We start from the raw sequence: 20,021 nt of genomic DNA, 5'->3' as shown, positions 1-20,021 counted from the left end.
GCGTTCCACCTCCTGGGCGCACACCCGCCGGCGCGCCGATCGAACCGCGATCGGCGCGCCCCGCACGTGGTCCCGTCGCGACCTGCTACTTGGTCGACTGCACCGTGATGGAGCCGTTGATGATGGCGTTCTTGTAGGCGTCGAGCTGGGCGACGATGTCGTCGACCTGCCCGCCCGTGGTCGAGTACCCCACGCCGTCGACCTTCAGGTCGAAGATCTTCGGCAGCGCACCCAGGTTGTTCGACGCGACCGCGCCGATGAAGTCGTAGACCGCCACGTCGACGCGCTTGAGCATCGATGTGATGATCACGTCTCGGACGGCCGGGTCGGCGGTCAGGTACTGGTCGGAGTCCACGCCGATGGCGTACTTCGGCGAGTCGGGGGTGCTCTTGGCCTTCACGGCGCTGAACACGCCGGCCCCGGACGCACCCGCCGCGTGGTAGATGACGTCCGCACCGGCGTCGAGCTCACCGGTGGCCACGACGTTGCCCTTCTGCGGGTCCTGGAACCCGGTGAAGTCCCCGGCCGGGGTGATGTACTTCGACTCGATCTTGATGTTCGGGGCGACGGCCTTCGCGCCCTGCGTGTAGCCCGCCTCGAACTTCTGGATCAGCGGCACGTCCACGCCGCCGACGAAGCCGATGTGGCAGGCCTTCGACTTCAGCGCCGCAGCGACGCCGACCAGGAACGAACCCTGCTCCTCGGCGAACACCAGCGACGTGACGTTGGGCAGGTCGATCGAGTTGTCGTCGACGATCGCGAACTGCGTGTTCGGCAGCTCGGCCGCGACCTTGGCCAGCGGCGTGGCGTACTTGAAGCCGACCGCGATGATCGGGTTGTAGCCGTCGGCCGCGAGCTGGCGCAGCCGGGTGGCGGCGGCGTCCTCCGGCTCGTTGGGGGCCGCGGTGAGCTCCTTGACGTTGGCCTCGGCCAGGCCGAAGTCGGCCACGGCCTTCTCGATGCCCGCGTAGGCGGAGTCGTTGAACGACTGGTCGCCGCGGCCGCCGATGTCGTAGGCGACGCCGACCTTCAGCGACGATGCGTCCGGCTTGGTGGCCGCCGCGCTCGTCGGCGCCGCTGCGGCGCCTCCGCTGGGAGCCGTGCCCGTCGCGCAGGCCTCGCCCCCGGCAGACCCCCCGCCGCCGGCGGCACCCGTGTCGCGAGCACACCCGGTCATCACCAACGCGCCGGCGAGCAGCGCTGCTGCCACCGCGTAACCTCGTCTGATTCGCACTGGTGCATGCCTTTCGTTGATCCCCGGACGATCTCGACTGCCGATCGACCGGCATGACCGGGGAACGGTAGTGCAGGATCGGGGCGGTTCACACCGTCGAGACGGCGGCGTGACCGAATCGTGGACTCCGGTCGGTGAGCACATCTCACCGCGCGCTTACGGTGCGCCACGGACGAGAGGACTGTTCGACGTGGACGAAGCGACCGTGGTGATCAACGCCGAACCGGCGGCGATCTGGGCACTCGTCACCGACATCACCCGCATGGGCGAGTGGAGCCCGGAGGCCCGCGGCGGGCGCTGGCTCGGCGCCCGCGGCCCTGTCCAGGGGGCCAGGTTCATCGGGTTCAACCGGCACGGCCTCATGTGGTGGGCGACCCGCTGCACCGTGATCGAGTGCGACCCGCCGCGGCGCTTCGCGTTCCAGGTCGCGGAGAGCGGGATGACGTGGGGCTGGCGACTCGACCCCGCCGACGACGGTGGGACGCAGGTGACGCAGTGGCGGGAGCACACGCGGCCGACGCCCCTGCTGATCAAGGCCATCCAGCGGAGCGGGATCATCGGCCGGGAGCGGGAGCAGCTCATGGTCGACGGCATGCACCGCACGCTGGGGGCGCTGAAGGTGCACCTGGAGACGACCGCGGCCTGAGGAAGCCGACCACGGCGCTCGCGCACAGCTAAGGTGCGCTCGTGCGGTCGGGCTGGGGCGCCGTCGTGGCCGGGGTGGCGGCTCTCGTCGTGCTGGCGGCGGACGCCCGCGTGGTCGGAGCGGCGCCCGAACCGCCTCCCGAAGAACCGGTGATCGCGACCGCCACGCCCGGCACCCCGGCCTACGCCGCGGTGCCGCCGTGCCCCGGGCAGGAGGCGCCGCCGGACCCGCCCGCCGTCGAGGAGACGGTCGCGGTCCCGCCTCTGCCGTGGCCCGCCGAGCCCGTCGGCGGGCCCGGGCTCGGCGGGTGCGGCGACCTCGGTCCGGCCGGGGTGCCCGCGGTGAGCGCCGCCGCGTACGTGCTCGCCGACCTGGACACCGGCACGGTGCTCGCCGCCCGTTCCCCGCACGCGCGGCACCGGCCGGCGTCGACGCTGAAGATGCTGCTGGCGCTGGTCGTCGCCCGCACGCTCGATCCCGACACCGTCCTGGAGGGCAGCGCGGAGGAGCTGACCATCGACGGCAGCAAGGCCGGGATCGGGCCCGGCGGCCGCTACACGGTGCGTGAGTTGATGGCGGGGCTGCTGCTCAACTCCGGCAACGACGCCGCACAGGTGCTGGCCAGGGGCATGGGCGGCACGGAGGCGACGACCGCGGCGATGACCGAGGCCGCGGCCCGGCTCGGCGCCCACGACACCCGCGCCGCCACCCCGTCCGGGCTGGACGGCCCCGGTCAAGCGATGTCGGCCTACGACCTGGCGCTGGTGTTCCGCGCAGCGCTGCGTGAGCCGCTGGTCGCGCAGACGCTCGGGCTGCGCGCGGTCCCGTTCCCCGGCTGGGGCGACCACCCCGGCTTCACGCTGTCCACCCGGGAACGGTTCCTGCTGAACTACCCGGGCGCGGTGGGCTCGAAGGCGGGCTTCACCGACGCCGCCCGGCACACCCTCGTCGCGTGCGCCGAGCGCGACGGCCACCGGCTCGTCGTGACGCTGATGCGCGGCGAACAGCAGCCCGTGCCGATGTGGCAGCAGGCGGCGGCCCTGCTCGACTGGGGCTTCGCGCAGCCGCCGGACAGCCCGGGCATCGGCAGGCTCGTCGACGCCTGACGCCCGGACGGCGAGTCCCGCGCCCGGTCCCACGAGTCCGCGTCCGGGCGCCGGATCCGAAGACGCGGACCGTCAGACCGGCGCCGGACGATCCCCGTGACCGCCGGCGTGCGCCGACTGCAGCGCCTGCCCGGTCCGGTACAGCTCGACGAGCAGCGGCCGCAGCAACCGGCCGGCCGGCGTGAGCGCGTAGGTGGTGGTCGTCGGGAACCCGGGGTGCACCCGCCGCTCCACCAGGCCGCGCTCCTGCAGGTCGCGCAGCCGATCGGCGAGGACCTTGTCGCTCAGGGTCGGCAGCGCCGCCCGGATCTGCCCGTAGGAGCGCGGGCCCGCCATGAGGTCGCGCAGCAGCAGCGTCGTCCACCGGCCCGCGATCGCGGCGAGGGCGACCTCCACCGGGCAGGTCGGTTCGGGCCGGGTGGTCCGCCCCGCCTCGTCGGGGACGAGCTCGGGATCCCACCGATCGGCGCTCACCGTTTGGTGAGCCTCGATGAAGCCGGGTTCGCTGTCAGCATGCGTGAGGACGCCACGTGCCACCCGACAAGCATCACCCTGACGAGCGATCCGGCGCAGCACCCCGCGGTCTTCGCCGCCGCCTTCAACAGCGGCGACCCGGCCGCCGTCGACCAGGTGTACGAGCCGGGCGGAGTGCTGGTCCCCGTCCCGGGGCAGCCGGTGACCGGTGAGGAGCGCATGCAGGCCAACGCCCGCATCCAGGCCCTCGGCGCACCGATCGAGGTGCGGCCGCGGCACGTCTACGTCGCCGGCGACATCGCCCTCCTGATCGTCGACTGGACGATCCACGGCCCCGGCGCGGACGGCGCGCTCGTGCACGTCGAGGGCACCGCGACCGACGTCGCTCGCCGCGGGGCCGACGGTCGCTGGCGCTACGTGATCGACAACCCGTTCGGCGTCGCGGGCGGACCGCAGTAGCACTGGCAGTAGCACTGACCGCAACGCCGGACTCACCGCACCGATTGCACGACTCGCCGCACGTCGCGCAGGACTCACCGCACCGTTTGCGCGACTCGCCGGGCCGAACGCGCAGCTCGCCGGGCGACGTGCAGGACTCGCGCCCCGGGGTCACTCCCGTCGCCGTCCGACCAGCGCCAGTCCGCCGACGAGGCCCGCCACCGCCCCGAGCCCGAGCAGCCCCGCGGCGGCGCGGCTGCTCGGGCCGCTGTGCACCACGATCTCCGACCTGATCACCGCGGGCCCGGGCACCGGGACGGGTTGTCGCGCCTCGTTCTCCTTCGACGTGGCCGCCCACGCCGTGACGAACAGGATCAGCCGCGAGGTGAAGAACGCGAAGACGAGCAGACCGACGAACGGGCCGATGATCTGCCCGGTCGGGGATTCCACGACGCTCTGCAGGTAGATCGTCATGACGTTCTTGAGGATCTCGAACCCGACGGCGCCGAGCACGGCGGCGCGGGCGGCGCTGCGGAACGTCGCGTGCTCGCGGGGCAGGCGCGCGATGACCCACAGGAAGATCAACCAGTTCGCGACGAGCCCGAGCACGATGCCGAGCACGTGCAGCAGCGCGACCGCCCAGCCCTCCTGGGCCAGCCCGACGAGCTCCAGCACGGTGCTGGCGAACCCGGCGGCGATCCCGGTGATCGCGAACGAGCCGATCATGGCGACGCCCAGGCCGAGCAGCGTGAGCAGGTCGAACAGGAGTCGCTTGTAGATCGGCGGCGGCGCGGGCACCTGGCCCCACTGCTCGGACAGCGCCTCGCGCAGGCTGGACATCCACCCGACCCCGGTGTACAGCGCGCCGAGCAGACCGATGACCCCGATCGAGCCGCGGTGCTCGATGGCGTTGTCGACGATCTCGATCAGCAGCACGTCCAGCCCGGGCGGCACGTTGCTGCGGATGCCCGACTTGAGCTGCTCCAGCAGGTCGGGCTGCAGGAACAGCGCGTACCCGAGCCCGGCGACGGCGACCAGGATCAGCGGGAACAGCGCCAGCACCGAGAAGTAGGTGATGGCGCCCGCGTAGTGGTCCCCGTGGCGCTCGCTGTAGCGCTCCGCCGCCCGCACCGCGTGGTCGAGCCACTCGTACCGATCGCGCAGCTGCTGGATCTTCGACGGCCGCGCGTCCGGGTCCTTCCCGGCCTCGACCCGTCCGGCCACCACTTGGGCCCGCGCGGCCTGTTCGCGCACCGCGTCCGCATCCCGGTCCACCGCTCGGCCCACGGCCTTGTCGACGCTGGTCACGCCCCACCCCCGCATCCATCGGGTCCTGAAGTAGATCTTCCCGTGAGAACGACGCGCTGTCGCGCCGGGAACGGGAAGCCGCATCCGGTACGGTGGCTTCCCACTTCGTTGTGGACAACACCTGTCCGGACATCGATGCTGGTCAGGCGCATGAGTCCGGGTGGCATCGACGGTGCTGCACCACCGGATCTGCTCAGCTGTGGATAAGTCGGCTTCCGGGTACCCCGGTCGCCGGCCGACGCCGGTACGGTCCGGACGGCACCGGGTTCCCGGTGCCGCCGATGGCTCGCACGTTGGGGGGGTTGGATGGTGCAGGAACGACCGGACGCACATCGGCAGGGCGGATCGGGCCCCGGCGCGCGCGACGCCCGGCTCCGCTGAGGCCGGGCGATGCACCCACGCATCCCGCTCAGCAGCCGGCGAGAGCCGGTCCGATGAGCAGACGCACGGTCACGGCGACCCGCGTAGCCGCCGGCGACGCCACCGGACCGTCACCGGAGCGCGTGCTTCCGGCGTGGCTGCGCCGCGAGCTGGAGACCGTGCCCGCCTTCGAGGTCTTCGCGACCGCCGACGAACTCGCGGAGAGCAGCGCCCGGATCGCGGCCCGCCATCCCGATGTGGTGCGCCTGCGCCGGATCGGCACCTCGGGCCAGGGCGAGCAGCTGTGCTGCCTCACGATCGCCCCGCCCGACCACTTCGCGCCCGACGCGCTGGTCGTCGGCCTCCCGCACCCCAACGAACCGATCGGCGGGCTGACCGCGCTGCACCTGGCCCGTCGGCTGGCCGAGGACGCCGGCCTGCGCGCCCGGCTCGGGCACCGCTGGCACATCGTCACCTGCATCGACCCGGACGGGCTGCGGCTCAACGAGGGCTGGTTGAAGGGGCCGTTCACCCGCGAGCACTACGCGCGCCACTTCTACCGGCAGGCTGGGCCCGAGCAGATCGAGTGGTCGTTCCCGCTCGACTACAAGCAGGCCTGGTTCGACGCGGTCCTGCCGGAGACGTTCGCGCTGATGCGGCTGATCGACGAGCACCGGCCCGCGCTGCTGGCGTCGCTGCACAACAGCGAGGTCGGCGGCGCGTACTACTACCTGAGCCGGCCGGAGCCCGACCTGCACCCGGTGCTGCAGGCGCTGCCGCTCGAGATGGGCATCGAGCTGGACCGCGGGGAGCCGGAGGCGCCGTGGATGCCGCCGCTGGACGAGGGCATCTTCCCGCTGCTCGACGTGCGCGACACCTACGACCACCTGGAGGAGATCGGCGCCCTCGACGCGTTCTCCGGCGGGAACTCGACGGGTGCGTACGCGAGCCGGCACGGCACCCTCACGGTGGTCAGCGAGCTGCCGTACTGGACGCACCGCGACGCGCTGGACACCACCCCGTCGCAGATCGGCTACGCCGAGGCGCTGGACGCCAACGCCACCGAGCTGCACGTGCTCTCCGACCTGCTGACCGAGGCGCTGGCCCGGATCGGGCCGCACGTCCGCGGCGAGTCGCCGTTCCTGCGCGCGAGCCGCTACTACGCCTCCGCGATCGCCGAACAGGCGAACGCGATGCAGCGGCGGGGCGCGTCGGCGGCGGCCCGGGCCCGCAAGGCCACCGTCGCCGAGCTGACGTCGATGGCCGACACCGTGCACATGTTCCGGTTGCGCTACGGCGGGATGCTGCTGCGCGCCCTCGACGCGGAGATCGCCGGGGGCAACGTGCGCCCGGTGATCCGCGCGGTGCACCGGGAGCTCGCGGCCCTGCACGCGGCGTGGTGCTCGGCGGCGGCCGGTACCAGCGAGGTCGCCCTGCCGCTGCGTTCGCTCGTGGCGGTGCAGTACGGGTCGGTGCTGGCCGCCGCCGAGCACTTGAGTTCGTCGCGATAACGGCGATCAGCCGCGCTCGGCCTCCTCCTCGGGCGCGGGCTCGGCCTCGGCGGGCGGGACCGCCCGGTGCACCTCGACGACGCCCTCGTCCAGATCGATCGGCCCGAGCCGGAACGGCTGCCCGTTGCCGGCTTCGTTCGAGGTGTCCTGGATCTTGCGGCCGGGGAACAGCTCGCCGAGAACGCCCATGCCCGTGAGGCTACGCCCGCCCGGCCTCAGGCCGGGGTGAGCGGTAGCAACCGCGGACCGGCCCGCACGGCCGGTTCCAGCCGCACGACGGGGTCCTTGTACGTCGTGCTGCGCTGCCGCACCGGACGTCCGGCGGCCGCCGCGATCGCGGTCAGCTCGGCGACCGTGCGGGCGGAGCCGTTCTCCGAGCCGGCCATGCGGCTGATCGTCTCCTCCATGAGGGTGCCGCCCATGTCGTCGGCGCCGCCCTGCAGGATCCGCGCCGCCAGCTCGTCGCCGAGCTTCACCCACGAGCACTGGATGTGGTCGATGCGGCCGTGCAGTGCCAGCCGGGCGAAGGCGTGGACGGCGATGTTGTCCCGCTGCGTGGGGCCCGGCCGGGCCAGCCCGGCCAGGTAGATCGGCGCGTTGGTGTGCACGAACGGCAGCGGCACGAACTCGGTGAACCCGCCGGTCTCGTCCTGCACCGCGGCGAGCGTGCGCAGGTGCCCCAGCCAGTGCCGCGGCTCGTCGACGTGGCCGTACATCATCGTCGACGACGACGGGATGCCGAGCCGGTGTGCGGTGGTGACGACCTCGATCCACTGGGCGGCCGGCAGCTTGCCCTTGGTGAGGATCCAGCGCACCTCGTCGTCGAGGATCTCCGCGGCGGTGCCCGGGATCGACCCGAGCCCGGCCTCCTTCAGCTCGATGAGGAACTCCTCGATCGACACGCCGGCCTTGGCGGCGACCGACACGATCTCCATCGGCGAGTACGCGTGCACGTGCATGCCGGGAACTGCGGCGCGCACGGTGCGGACCAGGTCGGCGTAGAACGACGTGGGCAGCTGCGGGTCGATGCCGCCCTGCACGCAGACCTCGGTGGCACCGGCCTCGGCCGCCTCCACGGCCCGTGCGGCGATCTCGTCGAGCGAGAGCCGGAACGCGTCGGAGTCGCGCTCGCGCTGGGCGAAGGCGCAGAACCGGCACCCGACGTAGCAGACGTTCGAGAAGTTGATGTTGCGGTTGACGACGTAGGTGACCTCGTCACCGACGACGTCACGGCGCACGTCGTCGGCGATGCGGGCCAGCTCGTCCAGTGCGGGGCCCTCCGCGGTGAGCACGGCCATCGCGGCGGCTTCGTTGGCCGGGTCGAGCAGCGCGGCCGGATTCGTCGATGCGATGTCCAGGCCGGCGCGGACGTCGGCGTCGAGCCGCTGGGGCGCGGCGCTGCGCTGAGCGGCCAGCTCTTCCTTGAGCTCGTCCCAGTCGCCGTAGATCGAGGCGAAGTCGCTGCGCCGGTCACCGGTGCGGCCGGTCGTGTCGATCGTGGCGTGCAGATCGACCCGCCCCGTGCTGGTGAACCCGCCGTCGGGCTCCTGCCACGGCCGGCCGACGATCTCGGCGTCCTCCCGCGCCAGGCCCGTCTGCGGATCGGCGAGCGCCGCCACGTGGGCGTGCAACCGGGTGTCGATCCACGGCGATCCGGCCAGCACGTACGGCGGGTACGCGGTGAGCCGCTCGCGCAGCGTGAACCCGGCGGCCGCGGTGCGCGCGGCCAGCTCCTCGATCGCCGGCCACGGCATCTCCGGGCTGACGTGGTCGGGCGTGATCGGCGAGACGCCGCCCCAGTCGTCGATGCCGGCGCGCAGCATGAGCGCGTACTCCTCGCCGACCAGGTTCGGCGGGGCCTGGATGCGCATCTTCGGCCCCATCACCAGCCGGGTGACCGCGATGGTGGCAGCCAGGTCCTCCAGGTCGGCGTCCGGGTCGTTCGCCATCGCGGTGTCCGGCTTCGCCCGGAAGTTCTGGACGATGACCTCCTGGATGTGGCCGTGCGCGCGCGCCGCGCGGCGGATCGCGAAGATCGACTCGGCGCGCTCGGTGCGGGTCTCGCCGATGCCGATGAGGATCCCGGTCGTGTACGGCACGCCCACCCGGCCGGCGTCGGTGATCGCCCGCAGGCGCACCGCGGGCTCCTTGTCGGGGCTGCCGTAGTGCGGGCCGCCCTTCTCCGCCCACAGCCGCTCGGACGTGGTCTCGAGCATCATCCCCATGCTCGCCGCGACCGGCTTGAGCCGGGTCAGCTCCTCCCAGCTGAGCACGCCCGGGTTGAGGTGCGGCAGCAGCCCGGTCTCCTCCAGCACCGCGATCGCGCAGGCGCGCAGGTAGTCGACCGTGGACGAGTACCCGCGCTCCTCCAGCCACTCCCGCGCCTGCGGCCAGCGGTCCTCGGGACGGTCGCCGAGCGTGAACAGCGCCTCCTTGCACCCGACGGCCGCGCCCTGGCGGGCGATCTCGATGACCTCCTCGCGCTCCAGGTACGCCGCGGGCAGCCGGTGCGGCACCGTCGCGAACGTGCAGTAGTGGCAGCGGTCGCGGCACAGCCGGGTGAGCGGGATGAAGACGTTCTTCGAGTACGTGACGACGCCGGGCCGACCGGCCGCGACGAGGCCGGCGTCGCGCACCCGGGAGGCCGCGGTCAGCAGCTCGTCGAGCTGCTGACCGCGGGCGGCGAGCAGGACGGCGGCTTCGGTGACGTCGAGGGTGGCGCCGTCGCGGACCCGCCGCAGTGCTCGGCGCAGCGCGGACGGAGAGACGATCTCGGGGTCGGGCACCTCTGCACAGTAGGTCGGGAAGCGACCGATGGTCGAGGAGTTGCCCTGGGAACGAGCGCAGAACGGGCCGGTGGATCAGCCGGCGACGTCGGCCGGTTCACCCTTCGTGACCTTCACCAGCTCGTCGAACGTGGTGGGGAACACAGCGGCCGGGATGCCGCCCGCGGCCCAGATCTCCTCGTACGCGGCCAGCGCCTTGTCGACCAGCGTGGGCAGCGGGGCCGGGTGCCCGACCGGCGCCACGCCCCCGATCACCTGGCCGGTGACCTCCTTGACGAACGCGGGCTTGGCCCGGCGGACCTCGTCGGCCCCGATGAGGGCGGCCACCGCGGCCTGGTCGACGCGGTGCGCACCGGAGGTGAGCACCAGCAGCGGCTCGACCGCCTCGCCGGTGACGGCCTCGAACACCAGTGAGTTCGCGATCGCGCCCACCTCGACGCCGAGTGCGGCGGCGGCCGCGGCCGCGGTGTGCACACCCTCGGGGAGCACGCGCAGACGGGCGACCCGGGCGGGATCGGCCCCGCCCTCGGTGAGGGCGGCGCTCACGCGGGCGACGTTGGGGTGGACGGCGGTGGTCATGTCCGCGATTGTGCCGTGCGGGTCAGGCGACCCGGCGGGCCCCGGTGAGCTGGCTGCCGTCGCGGGTCTGCAGCGCGCACACCACTTCACGGCCGGTGTAGCTGCCGTAGACCGACCGCTCGGTGAACCGGTCCTCGCCGGGGACGAGCACGACCAGGTCGAGCGCGTCCTTGTCGGTGCCCGCGACCAGCGCGGAGTCGAACAGCAGCCGGCAGGCCCGCGCACCGTACTCACCGAGGGGCACCTCGCCCGGGTAGCCGACCTCGGCGCTCGGCGAGAACGGAGCCAGCGTGGCGAACACCTCAGCGTCGTGCGGCTGGTCGCAGCTGACCGACGCCGAGATCGGCACCGCGCGGCCGGCGGCGAGCCGCCCCTGCAGGCAACCGGTGGTGACCGGGTCGAACACCGGGATCTCCCCACCCGGTCCGTAGGTGAAGCGCTCCGGCTGGCCGCGCAGGCCGATCGCGGCCAGCAGCCCGACGGAGAGCACGGCGCCGATCACCGCGCCGGCGGCGAGCAGTCCGACGGCCCGCCCCCACCGCCTGTGCTGCTGCGGCGCCGGCTTGGTGATCGCGGACGTGGGGCCGTGCGCGGGCTGCTGGTCGGCGGTGAGCATGGCCGCCGCCTGCGGCCCGGTGAGCCGGACCTGCGGGACCCGCTGCAGCAGCCCGTTGATCACCGCGCCGACGACGTTGCGGGTGTGCACCTGCGGGATCGGTCCGTTCAGGACGGCCGCGATGGTCGCGGCGGTGGACTCGCGGTCGAACGGCGAGCGCCCGGTCAGCGCGTGCAGCAGGGTCGCGCCGAGCGCCCACATGTCCGAGGCCGGGGTGGCCGGGGCGCCGTTGAGCCGCTCCGGCGCGAGGAAGGCGGGCGAGCCGACGATCGAGCCGGTCGTGGTGAGCCGCGGATCGTCTGCGGCCTGGGCGATGCCGAAGTCGGTGAGCTTGACCCGGCCGTCCGCGCGCAGCAGCACGTTGCCCGGCTTCACATCGCGGTGCACCACGCCGTTGTCGTGCGCCACGCGCAGCGCCGCGATCAGCTGCACCGCGACCGACAGCACGGTCTGCTCGTCGAGCGGCCCGGACCGGGCGACGACCTGGGCCAGCGTCGGCGCGTCGACCAGCTCCATGACGATGTGGTCGATCCCGCCGTCGGTGACCACGTCGTGGACGGTGACGATGCCGGGGTCCGACAGCCGCCCGGCCGTGCGGGCCTCCCGCAGCAGCCGGTCGCGGAACAGCTGCCGCTCCTCCGCGGGGATCCCGGCGGGCAGGTGCAGCTCCTTGACCGCGACCTGCCGGCCCATCACCCGGTCCTCAGCCCGCCACACGATGCCCATGCCACCGCGGCCCAGCTCGCCGAGCACGGTGTAGCGGCCGCCGATGACGCGAGGCGGCGCGGCAGGGTGCATCCGCAGAGGATCCCTCAGCCGCAGTCGGTGCCCGACACGTGGGTCAGGTGGTCGGCGGACGCGTACAGCCCGCCCTCCAGCTCGCGGAAGCCGTTGATCGGCCGGCCGACGACGTCGACGAGCGTGCCGTCGTCGAGCGTGCCGCGGATCTCGGCGTTCAGGTCGGGCGCGGAGCGGACGTTGAGCACGCGGCGGCCCTCGCCCTCCGCGACCGTCACCCGGAACTGGCACCCGGTCGATCCGTCGGCGGGCGGCACGAGCGGCTTGGCCGCGAGCTTGCCGCTGTCGAACAGTGCGATGAGCGTCAGCAAGACCCCTGCGACCAGCACGAACCACCAGCTGCGGAACGTCGAGCTGTCCGGTCGCTTGATCTTTATCTTGATACTCGCCACAGCAGCTGCCCCCGATGCGACATAGGGCACTCACCGTAGCGGACCAGGCGAAGGATGTGAGGGGATAGCGTGTCTCACCAGGAGCGCGTTTCCCCGGTCGATCTTGGAGCAGGCAGAGCAATGAAGGTCATCTACACCTACACCGACGAAGCGCCCGCACTGGCGACGCACTCGTTCCTGCCGGTGATAGAGGCGTTCGCCGGCAAGGCCGGGATCGACGTCGAGACACGGGACATCTCGCTGGCCGGCCGCATCCTCGCCGCGTTCGGGCTGGCCCACGACGCGCTCGCCGAGCTGGGGCAGCTGGCGCTGACGCCCGAGGCGAACATCATCAAGCTGCCCAACATCAGTGCGTCCATCCCGCAGCTCAAGGCCGCGATCGCCGAGCTGCAGAAGGCCGGGTTCGCCGTGCCGGACTACCCGGAGGACCCGAAGACCGACGAGGAGAAGGCCGTCCGCGCCAAGTACGACGCGGTGAAGGGCAGCGCGGTGAACCCGGTGCTGCGCGAGGGCAACTCCGACCGCCGGGCCCCCGCGTCGGTGAAGAACTACGCCAAGAAGCATCCGCACTCGATGGGTGCCTGGTCGCCCGACTCGGCCTCGCACGTCGCGACGATGGACAGCGGCGACTTCCGGCACTCCGAGAAGTCGGTGACCATCCCCGAGGCCACCACGCTGCGCATCGTGCACACCGCCCCCGACGGCACCGAGACCGTCCTCAAGGACGAACTGAAGGTGACCGCGGGTGAGGTCGTCGACGCGGCGGTGATGAGCCGCGCCGCGCTGGAGCGGTTCCTCGCCGAGCAGATCGCCGACGCCAAGGCCAAGGGCGTGCTGTTCTCGGTGCACCTCAAGGCCACGATGATGAAGGTGTCCGACCCGATCATCTTCGGGTACGTCGTCACCGCCTACTTCCGCGACGTCTTCGAGCGGTTCGGCGATGATCTCGCCTCCGTCGGAGCGAACCCGCGCGACGGCCTCGCCGCCGTCCTCGCCGCGATCGACAAACTGCCGGAGGACAAGAAGCAGGCGATCAACGACGCCATCCAGGCCGCCTACGCGAACGGCCCGGCGCTGGCGATGGTCGACTCCGACCGCGGCATCACCAACCTGCACGTGCCCAGCGACGTGATCATCGACGCGTCGATGCCGGCGGCGATCCGCTCGTCCGGGCAGATGTGGAACGCCGACGGCAAGCAGCAGGACACCAAGTTCGTCATCCCCGACTCGTCGTACGCCCCGCTCTACGACGAGACGATCAAGCACTGCCGCGAGCACGGCGCGTTCGACCCGACCACGATGGGCACCACGTCGAACGTCGGGCTGATGGCGCAGAAGGCCGAGGAGTACGGCAGCCACGACAAGACCTTCGAGGTCTCCGCGGGCACCGTGCGCGTGCTGGCCGGCGACGAGGTGCTGCTCGAGCACGAGGTCGGCGACGGCGACATCTGGCGCGCGTGCCAGACCAAGGACGCCCCGGTCCGCAATTGGGTCGAGCTGGCTGTGAACCGGGCCCGCGCGACCGGTGCCCCGGCCGTGTTCTGGCTCGACGAGACCCGGGCCCACGACGCCGAGCTGCTCAAGAAGGTGCGCGAGCACCTCACCACGCTCGACACCGAGGGCCTGACGATCGAGATCCTCGACGTCGCCGCCGCCACCCGCTACACGCTGGAGCGGGCCCGCCGCGGCGAGGACACCATCTCGGTCACCGGCAACGTGCTGCGCGACTACCTGACCGACCTGTTCCCGATCCTGGAGCTGGGCACCAGCGCCAAGATGCTCTCGATCGTGCCGCTGATGAACGGCGGCGGGCTGTTCGAAACGGGCGCAGGCGGGTCGGCACCCAAGCACGTGCAGCAGGTGCTCAAGGAGAACCACCTGCGGTGGGACTCGTTGGGTGAGTTCTTGGCGCTGGCCGTCTCGTTGGAGTTCCTGGCCGAGAAGACCGGCAACCCGCGTGCGAAGCTGCTCGGCCAGACCCTCGACGCAGCCACCGGTGCGCTGCTGGAGAACGGCAAGTCGCCCTCGCGGAGGGTCGGCGAGCTGGACAACCGCGGCAGCCACTTCTACCTGGCCCTCTACTGGGCGCAGGCGCTGGCCGAGCAGACCGACGACCCCGAGCTGGCGGCCACCTTCCGCCCGCTCGCGGAGAAGCTCGCCGCCGACGAGCAGAAGATCGTCGAGGAGCTGAACTCGGTGCAGGGCAAGCCGGTCGACCTGGGCGGCTACTACTACGTCGACAAGGCCAAGGCCGACGCCGTGATGCGCCCGAGCCCGACCTTCAACGAGGCGCTGGCCTCGCTGGGCTGACGGACTCCCGCGTCGAGGACGACGTTGCCGTGATCGACAGGGCTCTTCGATCGCGGTGGCGTCGTCCTCGACGTTCCGCGCGTCAGGTGAGCTTCGGCGGGGTGATCGTCCAAGCCACCACGATCATGAGGGTGGCGAAGGCGAGGTAGCACAGGACGTCGATCGCGCGGCTGCGGACGGCGAGCAGCCCGACCCGGTCATCCGGCACCACCGCCCGGAACAGCGCCGCCACCAGCAGCGCACCGCCGATCAGCACCGCCCCCTGGCGCCAGTGCTGGGTCAGCACGCGCACCATCCCGATCGCGACGATCACCGCTACCATCCCGATCGGGAGGTGGACCGGCAGGCGGTTGCGCAGGTCGAGCCCGGGGCGGGAGAGCACGGTCACCCCTGCTGCTGCGCGAGGCGCCGCTCAGCGGCCTCCACCACGTTCGTCAGCAGCATCGCGCGGGTCATCGGGCCGACGCCGCCGGGCATCGGGGCGAGCTTGCCCGCCACCTCCTTGACCTCCGGCGCGACGTCGCCGACGAGCCCGGCCTCGGTGCGGGTGACGCCGACGTCGAGCACGACCGCGCCCGGCGCCACCATGTCGGCGGTGATCAGGCCGGGCACCCCGGCCGCCGCGACCACGACGTCGGCGCGGCGCACCTCCGCCGCCAGGTCCCTGGTGCCGGTGTGGCACAGGGTGACCGTGGCGTTCTCGCTGCGGCGGGTGAGCAGCAGCCCGAGCGGGCGGCCCACCGTGACCCCGCGGCCGACGATCGTGACCCGTGCCCCGGCCAGCGGCACGTCGTACCGGTTGCACAGCTCGACGATCCCGCGCGGCGTGCACGGGAGCGGGCCCGGCTCGCCCAGCACCAGCCGGCCCAGGTTGACCGGGTGCAGCCCGTCGGCGTCCTTCTCCGGGTCGATGGCCTCCAGCGCGCGCCCGGCGTCGAGGCCCTTCGGCAGCGGCAGCTGCACGATGTAGCCGGTGCACGCCGGATCGGCGTTGAGCTCGGCGATGACCGCCTCGACATCGGCCTGGGAGGCGTCGGCGGGCAGCTCCCGCTGGATCGACGCGATGCCGACCTGCGCGCAGTCGCGGTGCTTCGCGCTCACGTACGAGTGCGAGCCCGGGTCGTCGCCGACCAGCACGGTTCCCAGTCCCGGGGTCACGCCGGCCGCCTTGAGCTTCTCGATCCGTCCGCGCAGCTCGTCCTGGATCGCCGCGAGGGTCGCTTTGCCGTCCATCAAGGTCGCGGTCACTGCCGCATTCTTTCAGAGGGTCTCCGCACCGCACGGCGGACCGACACCGGAGTGATCTGCGTCTCAAAGAGAGACGTCCGGCGCGTCCGCGCGTCATCACGATGCACGCGACGGCGCTCATCCACCTGCGGCAGGTCCACGCCGTCCCGCAGCCCGCCTCAACGTGGAGGACGAGGATGTCCGTGTCCGGCGATGCCAGTCTCGATGCCAACCCCGGTGTCAGCCCCGGTACCAGCCCAGACGTCACCACCGAAGCCCCGACCACCGTCGCGGCGCCACCTGCCAACCCGGCCCTGCTCGGCCTGCCCTGCTTCGTCGTCGGCGGCCTCGGGCTGAGCCTCTACCTGCTCGGGTACCTGCCGCCGGCCGGGGTCGGCGCGCTCGTGCCGCTCGTGCTGTTCGTGCCCGGCCTCGGCCTGCTCGTCTCCGCGATCTGGGCGGCGCGGGCGGGGCAGAGCGCGGTCGGGAGCATCCTCGGGCTCTTCTCCGCCTTCTGGATCAGCTACGGCTTCCTGGTCTTCGGCCTCGGCTCCGGGCTGCTCGGCGTCGACGCGGTCGCGGCTGCCCCGGCCCAGGGCACGTTCCTGATCGCCTGGCTGGTCGCTTTCATCGCCCTGACGGTGTCCACGATCCGGCTACCGCTGGCGTACACGGTGATGTTCGTGCTGGTCACCATCGCGGTGGCGCTCGTGCTGCTCGCCGTGCTCACCGCCTCCGCGGTGTGGCTGACGATCGCCGGCGTCGTCGGCCTGGCGTTCAGCCTGGTCGGGCTCTACATGTACATCGGTGCGATGTCCGCCGAGCTCGGCGGGAAGGGCTTCGCGCTCGGCGCTCCGCTCGCCGGCTGAAACCGGGTGCGGCCGCCGCGGTTCCTCCGTCCGCGGCGGCCGCACCGCCTGCTCACCGGAAGTCCCGGCTGCGCACCGGCACGGCCAGCGGGAGCTTCTGCAGCCGGTCGGCCACGAGGTTCACCACGCCCTCCGGGCTGCGCTCCAACCGGCCGCGCACCAGCAGCGCCGCGCTGCTCACCGCCACCGACCGGTACCGTGCCCACAACCCCTCCGAGCAGACGACGTTGAGCATCCCGGTCTCGTCCTCGAGGTTGAGGAACGTGACCCCGCGGGCGGTCGCGGGCCGCTGGCGGTGGGTGACCAGGCCGCCCACGAGCACCCGCGGCGGCTGGTCGGCCACCGCCCCGACCCCGTCGAGCGCGGCGACGGGCAGCGCGCCGAGCCGGTCCAGCTCCTCCCGCACGTGCTCCATCGGGTGGCTGTCGGGCGAGACACCGGTGGCCCACACGTCGGCGATGGTCAGCTCCGCGTCGGTCATCCCGGGCAGCGCGGGCGCGTCCAGCCCGACCTCCGTGCCGGGCAGCTGCTCCGACCGCACCGCCGCGACCACCCCGGCCGCCCACAGCGCCCGCCGGCGGTCGATGCCGAAGCAGCCGAACGCTCCCGCCGTGGCCAGCGCTTCCACCTGCGGGGCGGTGAGCCGGGTGCGACGGGCGAAGTCGGCGAGGTCGCGGAACGGGCCACCGCGGTCGCGTTCGGCGTCGATGGCGTCGGCCACCTCGACGCCGATGCCGCGCACATCGGCCAGACCCAGCCGGATCGCCACCCCGCCGGTGCTGTTCGGGTCCTTCTCCAGGGTCGCCGCCGACCGGCCGCGGTTGACGTCCGGGCCGCGGGCCACCACGCCGTGCCGCCGCGCGTCGGCCACCAGCGACTGCGGCGAGTAGAACCCCATCGGCTGGGAGTTCAGCAGCGCCACGCAGAACGCCGCCGGGTAGTACCGCTTGAACCAGGCGCTGTAGTAGACCAGCGACGCGAAGCTGATCGAGTGGCTCTCCGGGAAGCCGAAGTCGGCGAACGCCAGCATCTTCGCGAAGATCCGGTCGGCCAGTTCGCCGGTGATGCCGTTGGCCGCCATCCCGGCGTAGAACCGCTCCCGCAACCGCTCCATCCGCTCCCGCGAGCGCTTCGCCCCCATCGCGCGGCGCAGCTCGTCGGCCTCGGCGGCGGAGAACCCGGCGACGTCGACGGCGACCTGCATGAGCTGCTCCTGGAACAGCGGCACCCCCAGCGTCTTGTCCAGCGCCCCCTTGAGCAGCGGGTGGTCGTGCTCCCACGGGGCGCCGTTGCGGCGCTGGATGTACGGGTGCACCGAGCCGCCCTGGATCGGGCCGGGCCGGATCAGCGCCACCTCCACGACGAGGTCGTAGAACGTGCGCGGCTTCAGCCGCGGCAGCGTGGCCATCTGCGCGCGCGACTCCACCTGGAACACCCCGACGGAGTCGGCGCGCTGCAGCATCGCGTAGACCTCGGGATCGGTGGGCTGCAGCTCGTGCAGGTCCACCCGGCGACCGTGGTGCTCCTCCACCAGGTCCTGCATGAGGTGCAGCGCGGTGAGCATGCCCAGCCCGAGCAGGTCGAACTTGACCAGTCCGGCGTACGCGCAGTCGTCCTTGTCCCACTGCACGACGCTGCGCCCGGACATGCGCGCCCACTCCACCGGCACGACCTCCGACACCGGCCGGTCGCAGATCACCATCCCACCCGAGTGGATGCCCAGGTGCCGCGGGAAGCCCAGCAGCTGGTCGGCCAGCTCGACCACCTCGGGCGGGATCCCCTCCGGCAGCGGCCCGTCCGCGAGCCCGACCCAGCGCTCGATCTTCTTGCTCCACGCGTCCTGCTGGCCGGGCGAGAACCCCAGCGCCTTCGCGATGTCGCGCACCGCCGACCGGGGCCGGTAGGTGATCACGTTGGCCACCTGGGCCGCGCAGCCGCGGCCGTGCCGGCGGTAGACGTACTGGATCACCTCCTCGCGCCGGCCGGACTCGATGTCGAGGTCGATGTCCGGGTAGCCCTCCCGCACCGGCGACAGGAACCGCTCGAACAGCAGCCCCATCCGCACCGCGTCGACGTTGGTGATGCCCAGCGCGTAGCAGACCGCGGAGTTGGCGGCCGAGCCGCGGCCCTGGCAGAGGATGCCGGCGCGGCGGCAGAACTCGACGATGTCGTGCACGATCAGGAAGTAGCCCGCGAACCCGCGCTGCTCGATGATCGCCAGCTCGCGCTCGACGGTCGCGTGGGCGACCGGGTCCTCGGCGTAGCTGCCGTAGCGGCGCGCCATGCCCCGGTAGGTCAGCTGCCGCAGCCAACTGCGCTCGGTGTGCCCCGGCGGCACGTCGAACGGGGGCAGGTCGGGCGCCACGAGCTCGATCCCGAACGCGCACTCCGCCCCGAACACCGCCGCGCGCGCCACCGCCCCCGGGTGGCGGTGCTCGAACCGGGCCAGCATCTCCGCCCCCGACCGCAGGTGCGCGGTGGGCGCCGGGGGCAACCAGCCGTCGGCCTCGTCGAGGCTGCGCCGCGCCCGCACCGCGGCCAGCGCGGTAGCCAGCCGGAAGCGGTCGGGAGTGGCGTAGTGCGCGGCGGTGGTGGCCACCGTGGGCAGCCGGGCCTCGGCGGCGAGCTCGGCCAGCACCGCGCAGCGCTCGTGGTCGGTGGGCAAACCGTGATCGGTCAGCTCGACGGCGACGTGGTCGGCGCCGAACCGCTCCACCAGGCCGCGCAGCGCCGCCGCGGCCGCGCTGCGCCCGCCGGTGCGCAGCGCGCGAGCCACCGCCCCCTTGCGGCAGCCGGTGAGCACCAGCACCTTCCCCGCGGTCTCGGCGACCACCTCGTCGAGGTCGTAGACCGGTCGACCCTTCTCCTGGCCGCGCATCTGAGCCACCGACACCGTGCGGCACAGCGCCCGGTAGCCCTCCGGTCCGCGGGCCAGCAGCAGCAGGTGCTCCCCCTCGGGATCGGCCACGCCGTTCTGCGGCGCCGCGAGCCCCAGCGACAGCTCGGTGCCGAAGACGGTGGGCAGGCCCACCTCGGCCGCCGCCTCGGCGAAGCGCACCACCCCGTACATGCCGTCGTGGTCGGTGAGCGCCAGCGCCGACAGGCCCAGCCGGCTCGCCTGCTCGACCAGCTCCTCGGGATGGCTCGCCCCGTCGAGGAAGCTGAAGTTGGAGTGGCAGTGCAGCTCCGCGTACGGGACGACGGGCTCCTCGCGGCGGATCTCGGGGGCCGCGTAGGGGCGGCGCTTGCGGGAGAACGCCGGACCGTCGCCGCCGTCCAGCTCGGGGAGCCCCGCCCGGCCCGACAGCGCGGCCTGGAGCGTCGACCACGGCACGTCCGGGTTGTTCCATCCCACTCCTCCAGTCGA

Annotated in this window: 17 protein-coding genes; 6 read left to right on the top strand and 11 right to left on the bottom strand. The window is 72.7% G+C overall.

Going from position 1 to position 20,021, the window contains the following annotated elements; all coding sequences use genetic code 11:
- Window positions 1-85: 85 nt before the first annotated feature.
- Window positions 86-1,177, bottom strand: a complete 1,092-nt coding sequence (locus BUE41_RS27315; RefSeq protein WP_073460242.1) for a BMP family lipoprotein — start codon at window positions 1,175-1,177, stop codon at window positions 86-88.
- 247 nt (window positions 1,178-1,424) lie between these two features.
- Between BUE41_RS27315 and BUE41_RS27310 the strand changes: the two genes are divergently transcribed.
- Both BUE41_RS27310 and BUE41_RS27305 read left to right on the top strand, forming a co-directional pair.
- On the top strand, window positions 1,425-1,880 hold the full coding sequence (locus tag BUE41_RS27310; protein ID WP_073460213.1) for an SRPBCC family protein: 456 nt from the start codon (window positions 1,425-1,427) through the stop codon (window positions 1,878-1,880).
- Window positions 1,881-1,921: 41 nt separating this feature from the next.
- Complete coding sequence (locus BUE41_RS27305; RefSeq protein WP_073460212.1) at window positions 1,922-2,986, top strand: D-alanyl-D-alanine carboxypeptidase family protein; 1,065 nt, start codon at window positions 1,922-1,924, stop codon at window positions 2,984-2,986.
- 72 nt (window positions 2,987-3,058) lie between these two features.
- On the opposite strand, the gene BUE41_RS27300 is transcribed toward BUE41_RS27305, so the two are convergent.
- Window positions 3,059-3,460: a winged helix-turn-helix transcriptional regulator gene (locus BUE41_RS27300; protein ID WP_234997621.1), complete on the bottom strand. Its 402-nt coding sequence runs from the start codon at window positions 3,458-3,460 to the stop codon at window positions 3,059-3,061.
- A 39-nt stretch (window positions 3,461-3,499) separates the two neighbouring features.
- On the opposite strand from BUE41_RS27300, the gene BUE41_RS27295 reads away from it, so the two are divergent.
- On the top strand, window positions 3,500-3,919 hold the full coding sequence (locus tag BUE41_RS27295) for a YybH family protein (protein ID WP_073460240.1): 420 nt from the start codon (window positions 3,500-3,502) through the stop codon (window positions 3,917-3,919).
- A 150-nt stretch (window positions 3,920-4,069) separates the two neighbouring features.
- Here BUE41_RS27295 and yhjD read toward each other — a convergent pair whose 3' ends face one another.
- Window positions 4,070-5,206 (bottom strand): inner membrane protein YhjD, encoded by a 1,137-nt coding sequence (gene yhjD, locus BUE41_RS27290; protein WP_234997620.1) that lies wholly within the window; start codon window positions 5,204-5,206, stop codon window positions 4,070-4,072.
- A 434-nt stretch (window positions 5,207-5,640) separates the two neighbouring features.
- On the opposite strand from yhjD, the gene BUE41_RS27285 reads away from it, so the two are divergent.
- On the top strand, window positions 5,641-7,077 hold the full coding sequence (locus BUE41_RS27285) for a M14 family zinc carboxypeptidase (RefSeq protein WP_084755955.1): 1,437 nt from the start codon (window positions 5,641-5,643) through the stop codon (window positions 7,075-7,077).
- A 6-nt stretch (window positions 7,078-7,083) separates the two neighbouring features.
- Here the strand turns inward: BUE41_RS27285 and BUE41_RS27280 are convergent, their stop codons facing one another.
- The 5 genes from BUE41_RS27280 to BUE41_RS27260 all read right to left on the bottom strand — a co-directional run bounded on the left by BUE41_RS27280 (window position 7,084) and on the right by BUE41_RS27260 (window position 12,248).
- Window positions 7,084-7,266 carry a hypothetical protein gene (locus BUE41_RS27280; RefSeq protein ID WP_073460211.1) on the bottom strand — a complete coding sequence of 61 codons (183 nt, stop codon included), beginning with the start codon at window positions 7,264-7,266 and terminating at the stop codon, window positions 7,084-7,086.
- 26 nt (window positions 7,267-7,292) lie between these two features.
- Window positions 7,293-9,863, bottom strand: a complete 2,571-nt coding sequence (locus BUE41_RS27275) for a bifunctional FO biosynthesis protein CofGH (RefSeq protein WP_073460210.1) — start codon at window positions 9,861-9,863, stop codon at window positions 7,293-7,295.
- Between the two features lie 75 nt (window positions 9,864-9,938).
- Window positions 9,939-10,442, bottom strand: coding sequence for a YbaK/EbsC family protein (locus BUE41_RS27270; RefSeq protein WP_073460209.1), 504 nt, complete (start codon window positions 10,440-10,442; stop codon window positions 9,939-9,941).
- A 22-nt stretch (window positions 10,443-10,464) separates the two neighbouring features.
- Window positions 10,465-11,856: a serine/threonine-protein kinase gene (locus BUE41_RS27265; protein WP_073460208.1), complete on the bottom strand. Its 1,392-nt coding sequence runs from the start codon at window positions 11,854-11,856 to the stop codon at window positions 10,465-10,467.
- Window positions 11,857-11,870: 14 nt separating this feature from the next.
- A complete protein-coding gene (locus BUE41_RS27260) occupies window positions 11,871-12,248 on the bottom strand; it encodes an SH3 domain-containing protein (RefSeq protein ID WP_143172392.1) in 378 nt (125 codons plus the stop codon).
- Between the two features lie 120 nt (window positions 12,249-12,368).
- Between BUE41_RS27260 and BUE41_RS27255 the strand changes: the two genes are divergently transcribed.
- On the top strand, window positions 12,369-14,558 hold the full coding sequence (locus tag BUE41_RS27255; protein ID WP_073460206.1) for an NADP-dependent isocitrate dehydrogenase: 2,190 nt from the start codon (window positions 12,369-12,371) through the stop codon (window positions 14,556-14,558).
- 82 nt (window positions 14,559-14,640) lie between these two features.
- Here BUE41_RS27255 and BUE41_RS27250 read toward each other — a convergent pair whose 3' ends face one another.
- Together BUE41_RS27250 and BUE41_RS27245 are read right to left on the bottom strand one after the other, a co-directional pair.
- Complete coding sequence (locus BUE41_RS27250; protein ID WP_234997619.1) at window positions 14,641-14,946, bottom strand: DUF3017 domain-containing protein; 306 nt, start codon at window positions 14,944-14,946, stop codon at window positions 14,641-14,643.
- Window positions 14,943-15,806 carry a bifunctional methylenetetrahydrofolate dehydrogenase/methenyltetrahydrofolate cyclohydrolase gene (locus tag BUE41_RS27245; protein ID WP_073460205.1) on the bottom strand — a complete coding sequence of 288 codons (864 nt, stop codon included), beginning with the start codon at window positions 15,804-15,806 and terminating at the stop codon, window positions 14,943-14,945. The genes BUE41_RS27250 and BUE41_RS27245 overlap by 4 nt, the downstream gene beginning before the upstream one ends.
- A 176-nt stretch (window positions 15,807-15,982) precedes the next feature.
- On the opposite strand from BUE41_RS27245, the gene BUE41_RS27240 reads away from it, so the two are divergent.
- Complete coding sequence (locus BUE41_RS27240; protein WP_073460204.1) at window positions 15,983-16,654, top strand: GPR1/FUN34/YaaH family transporter; 672 nt, start codon at window positions 15,983-15,985, stop codon at window positions 16,652-16,654.
- 52 nt (window positions 16,655-16,706) lie between these two features.
- Here the strand turns inward: BUE41_RS27240 and BUE41_RS27235 are convergent, their stop codons facing one another.
- Complete coding sequence (locus BUE41_RS27235; protein WP_073460203.1) at window positions 16,707-20,009, bottom strand: error-prone DNA polymerase; 3,303 nt, start codon at window positions 20,007-20,009, stop codon at window positions 16,707-16,709.
- Between the last annotated feature and the right edge of the window lie 12 nt (window positions 20,010-20,021).

Source organism: Pseudonocardia thermophila (assembly GCF_900142365.1).
Classification (GTDB): domain Bacteria; phylum Actinomycetota; class Actinomycetes; order Mycobacteriales; family Pseudonocardiaceae; genus Pseudonocardia; species Pseudonocardia thermophila.
This window is presented reverse-complemented; position numbering and strand designations above follow the sequence as displayed.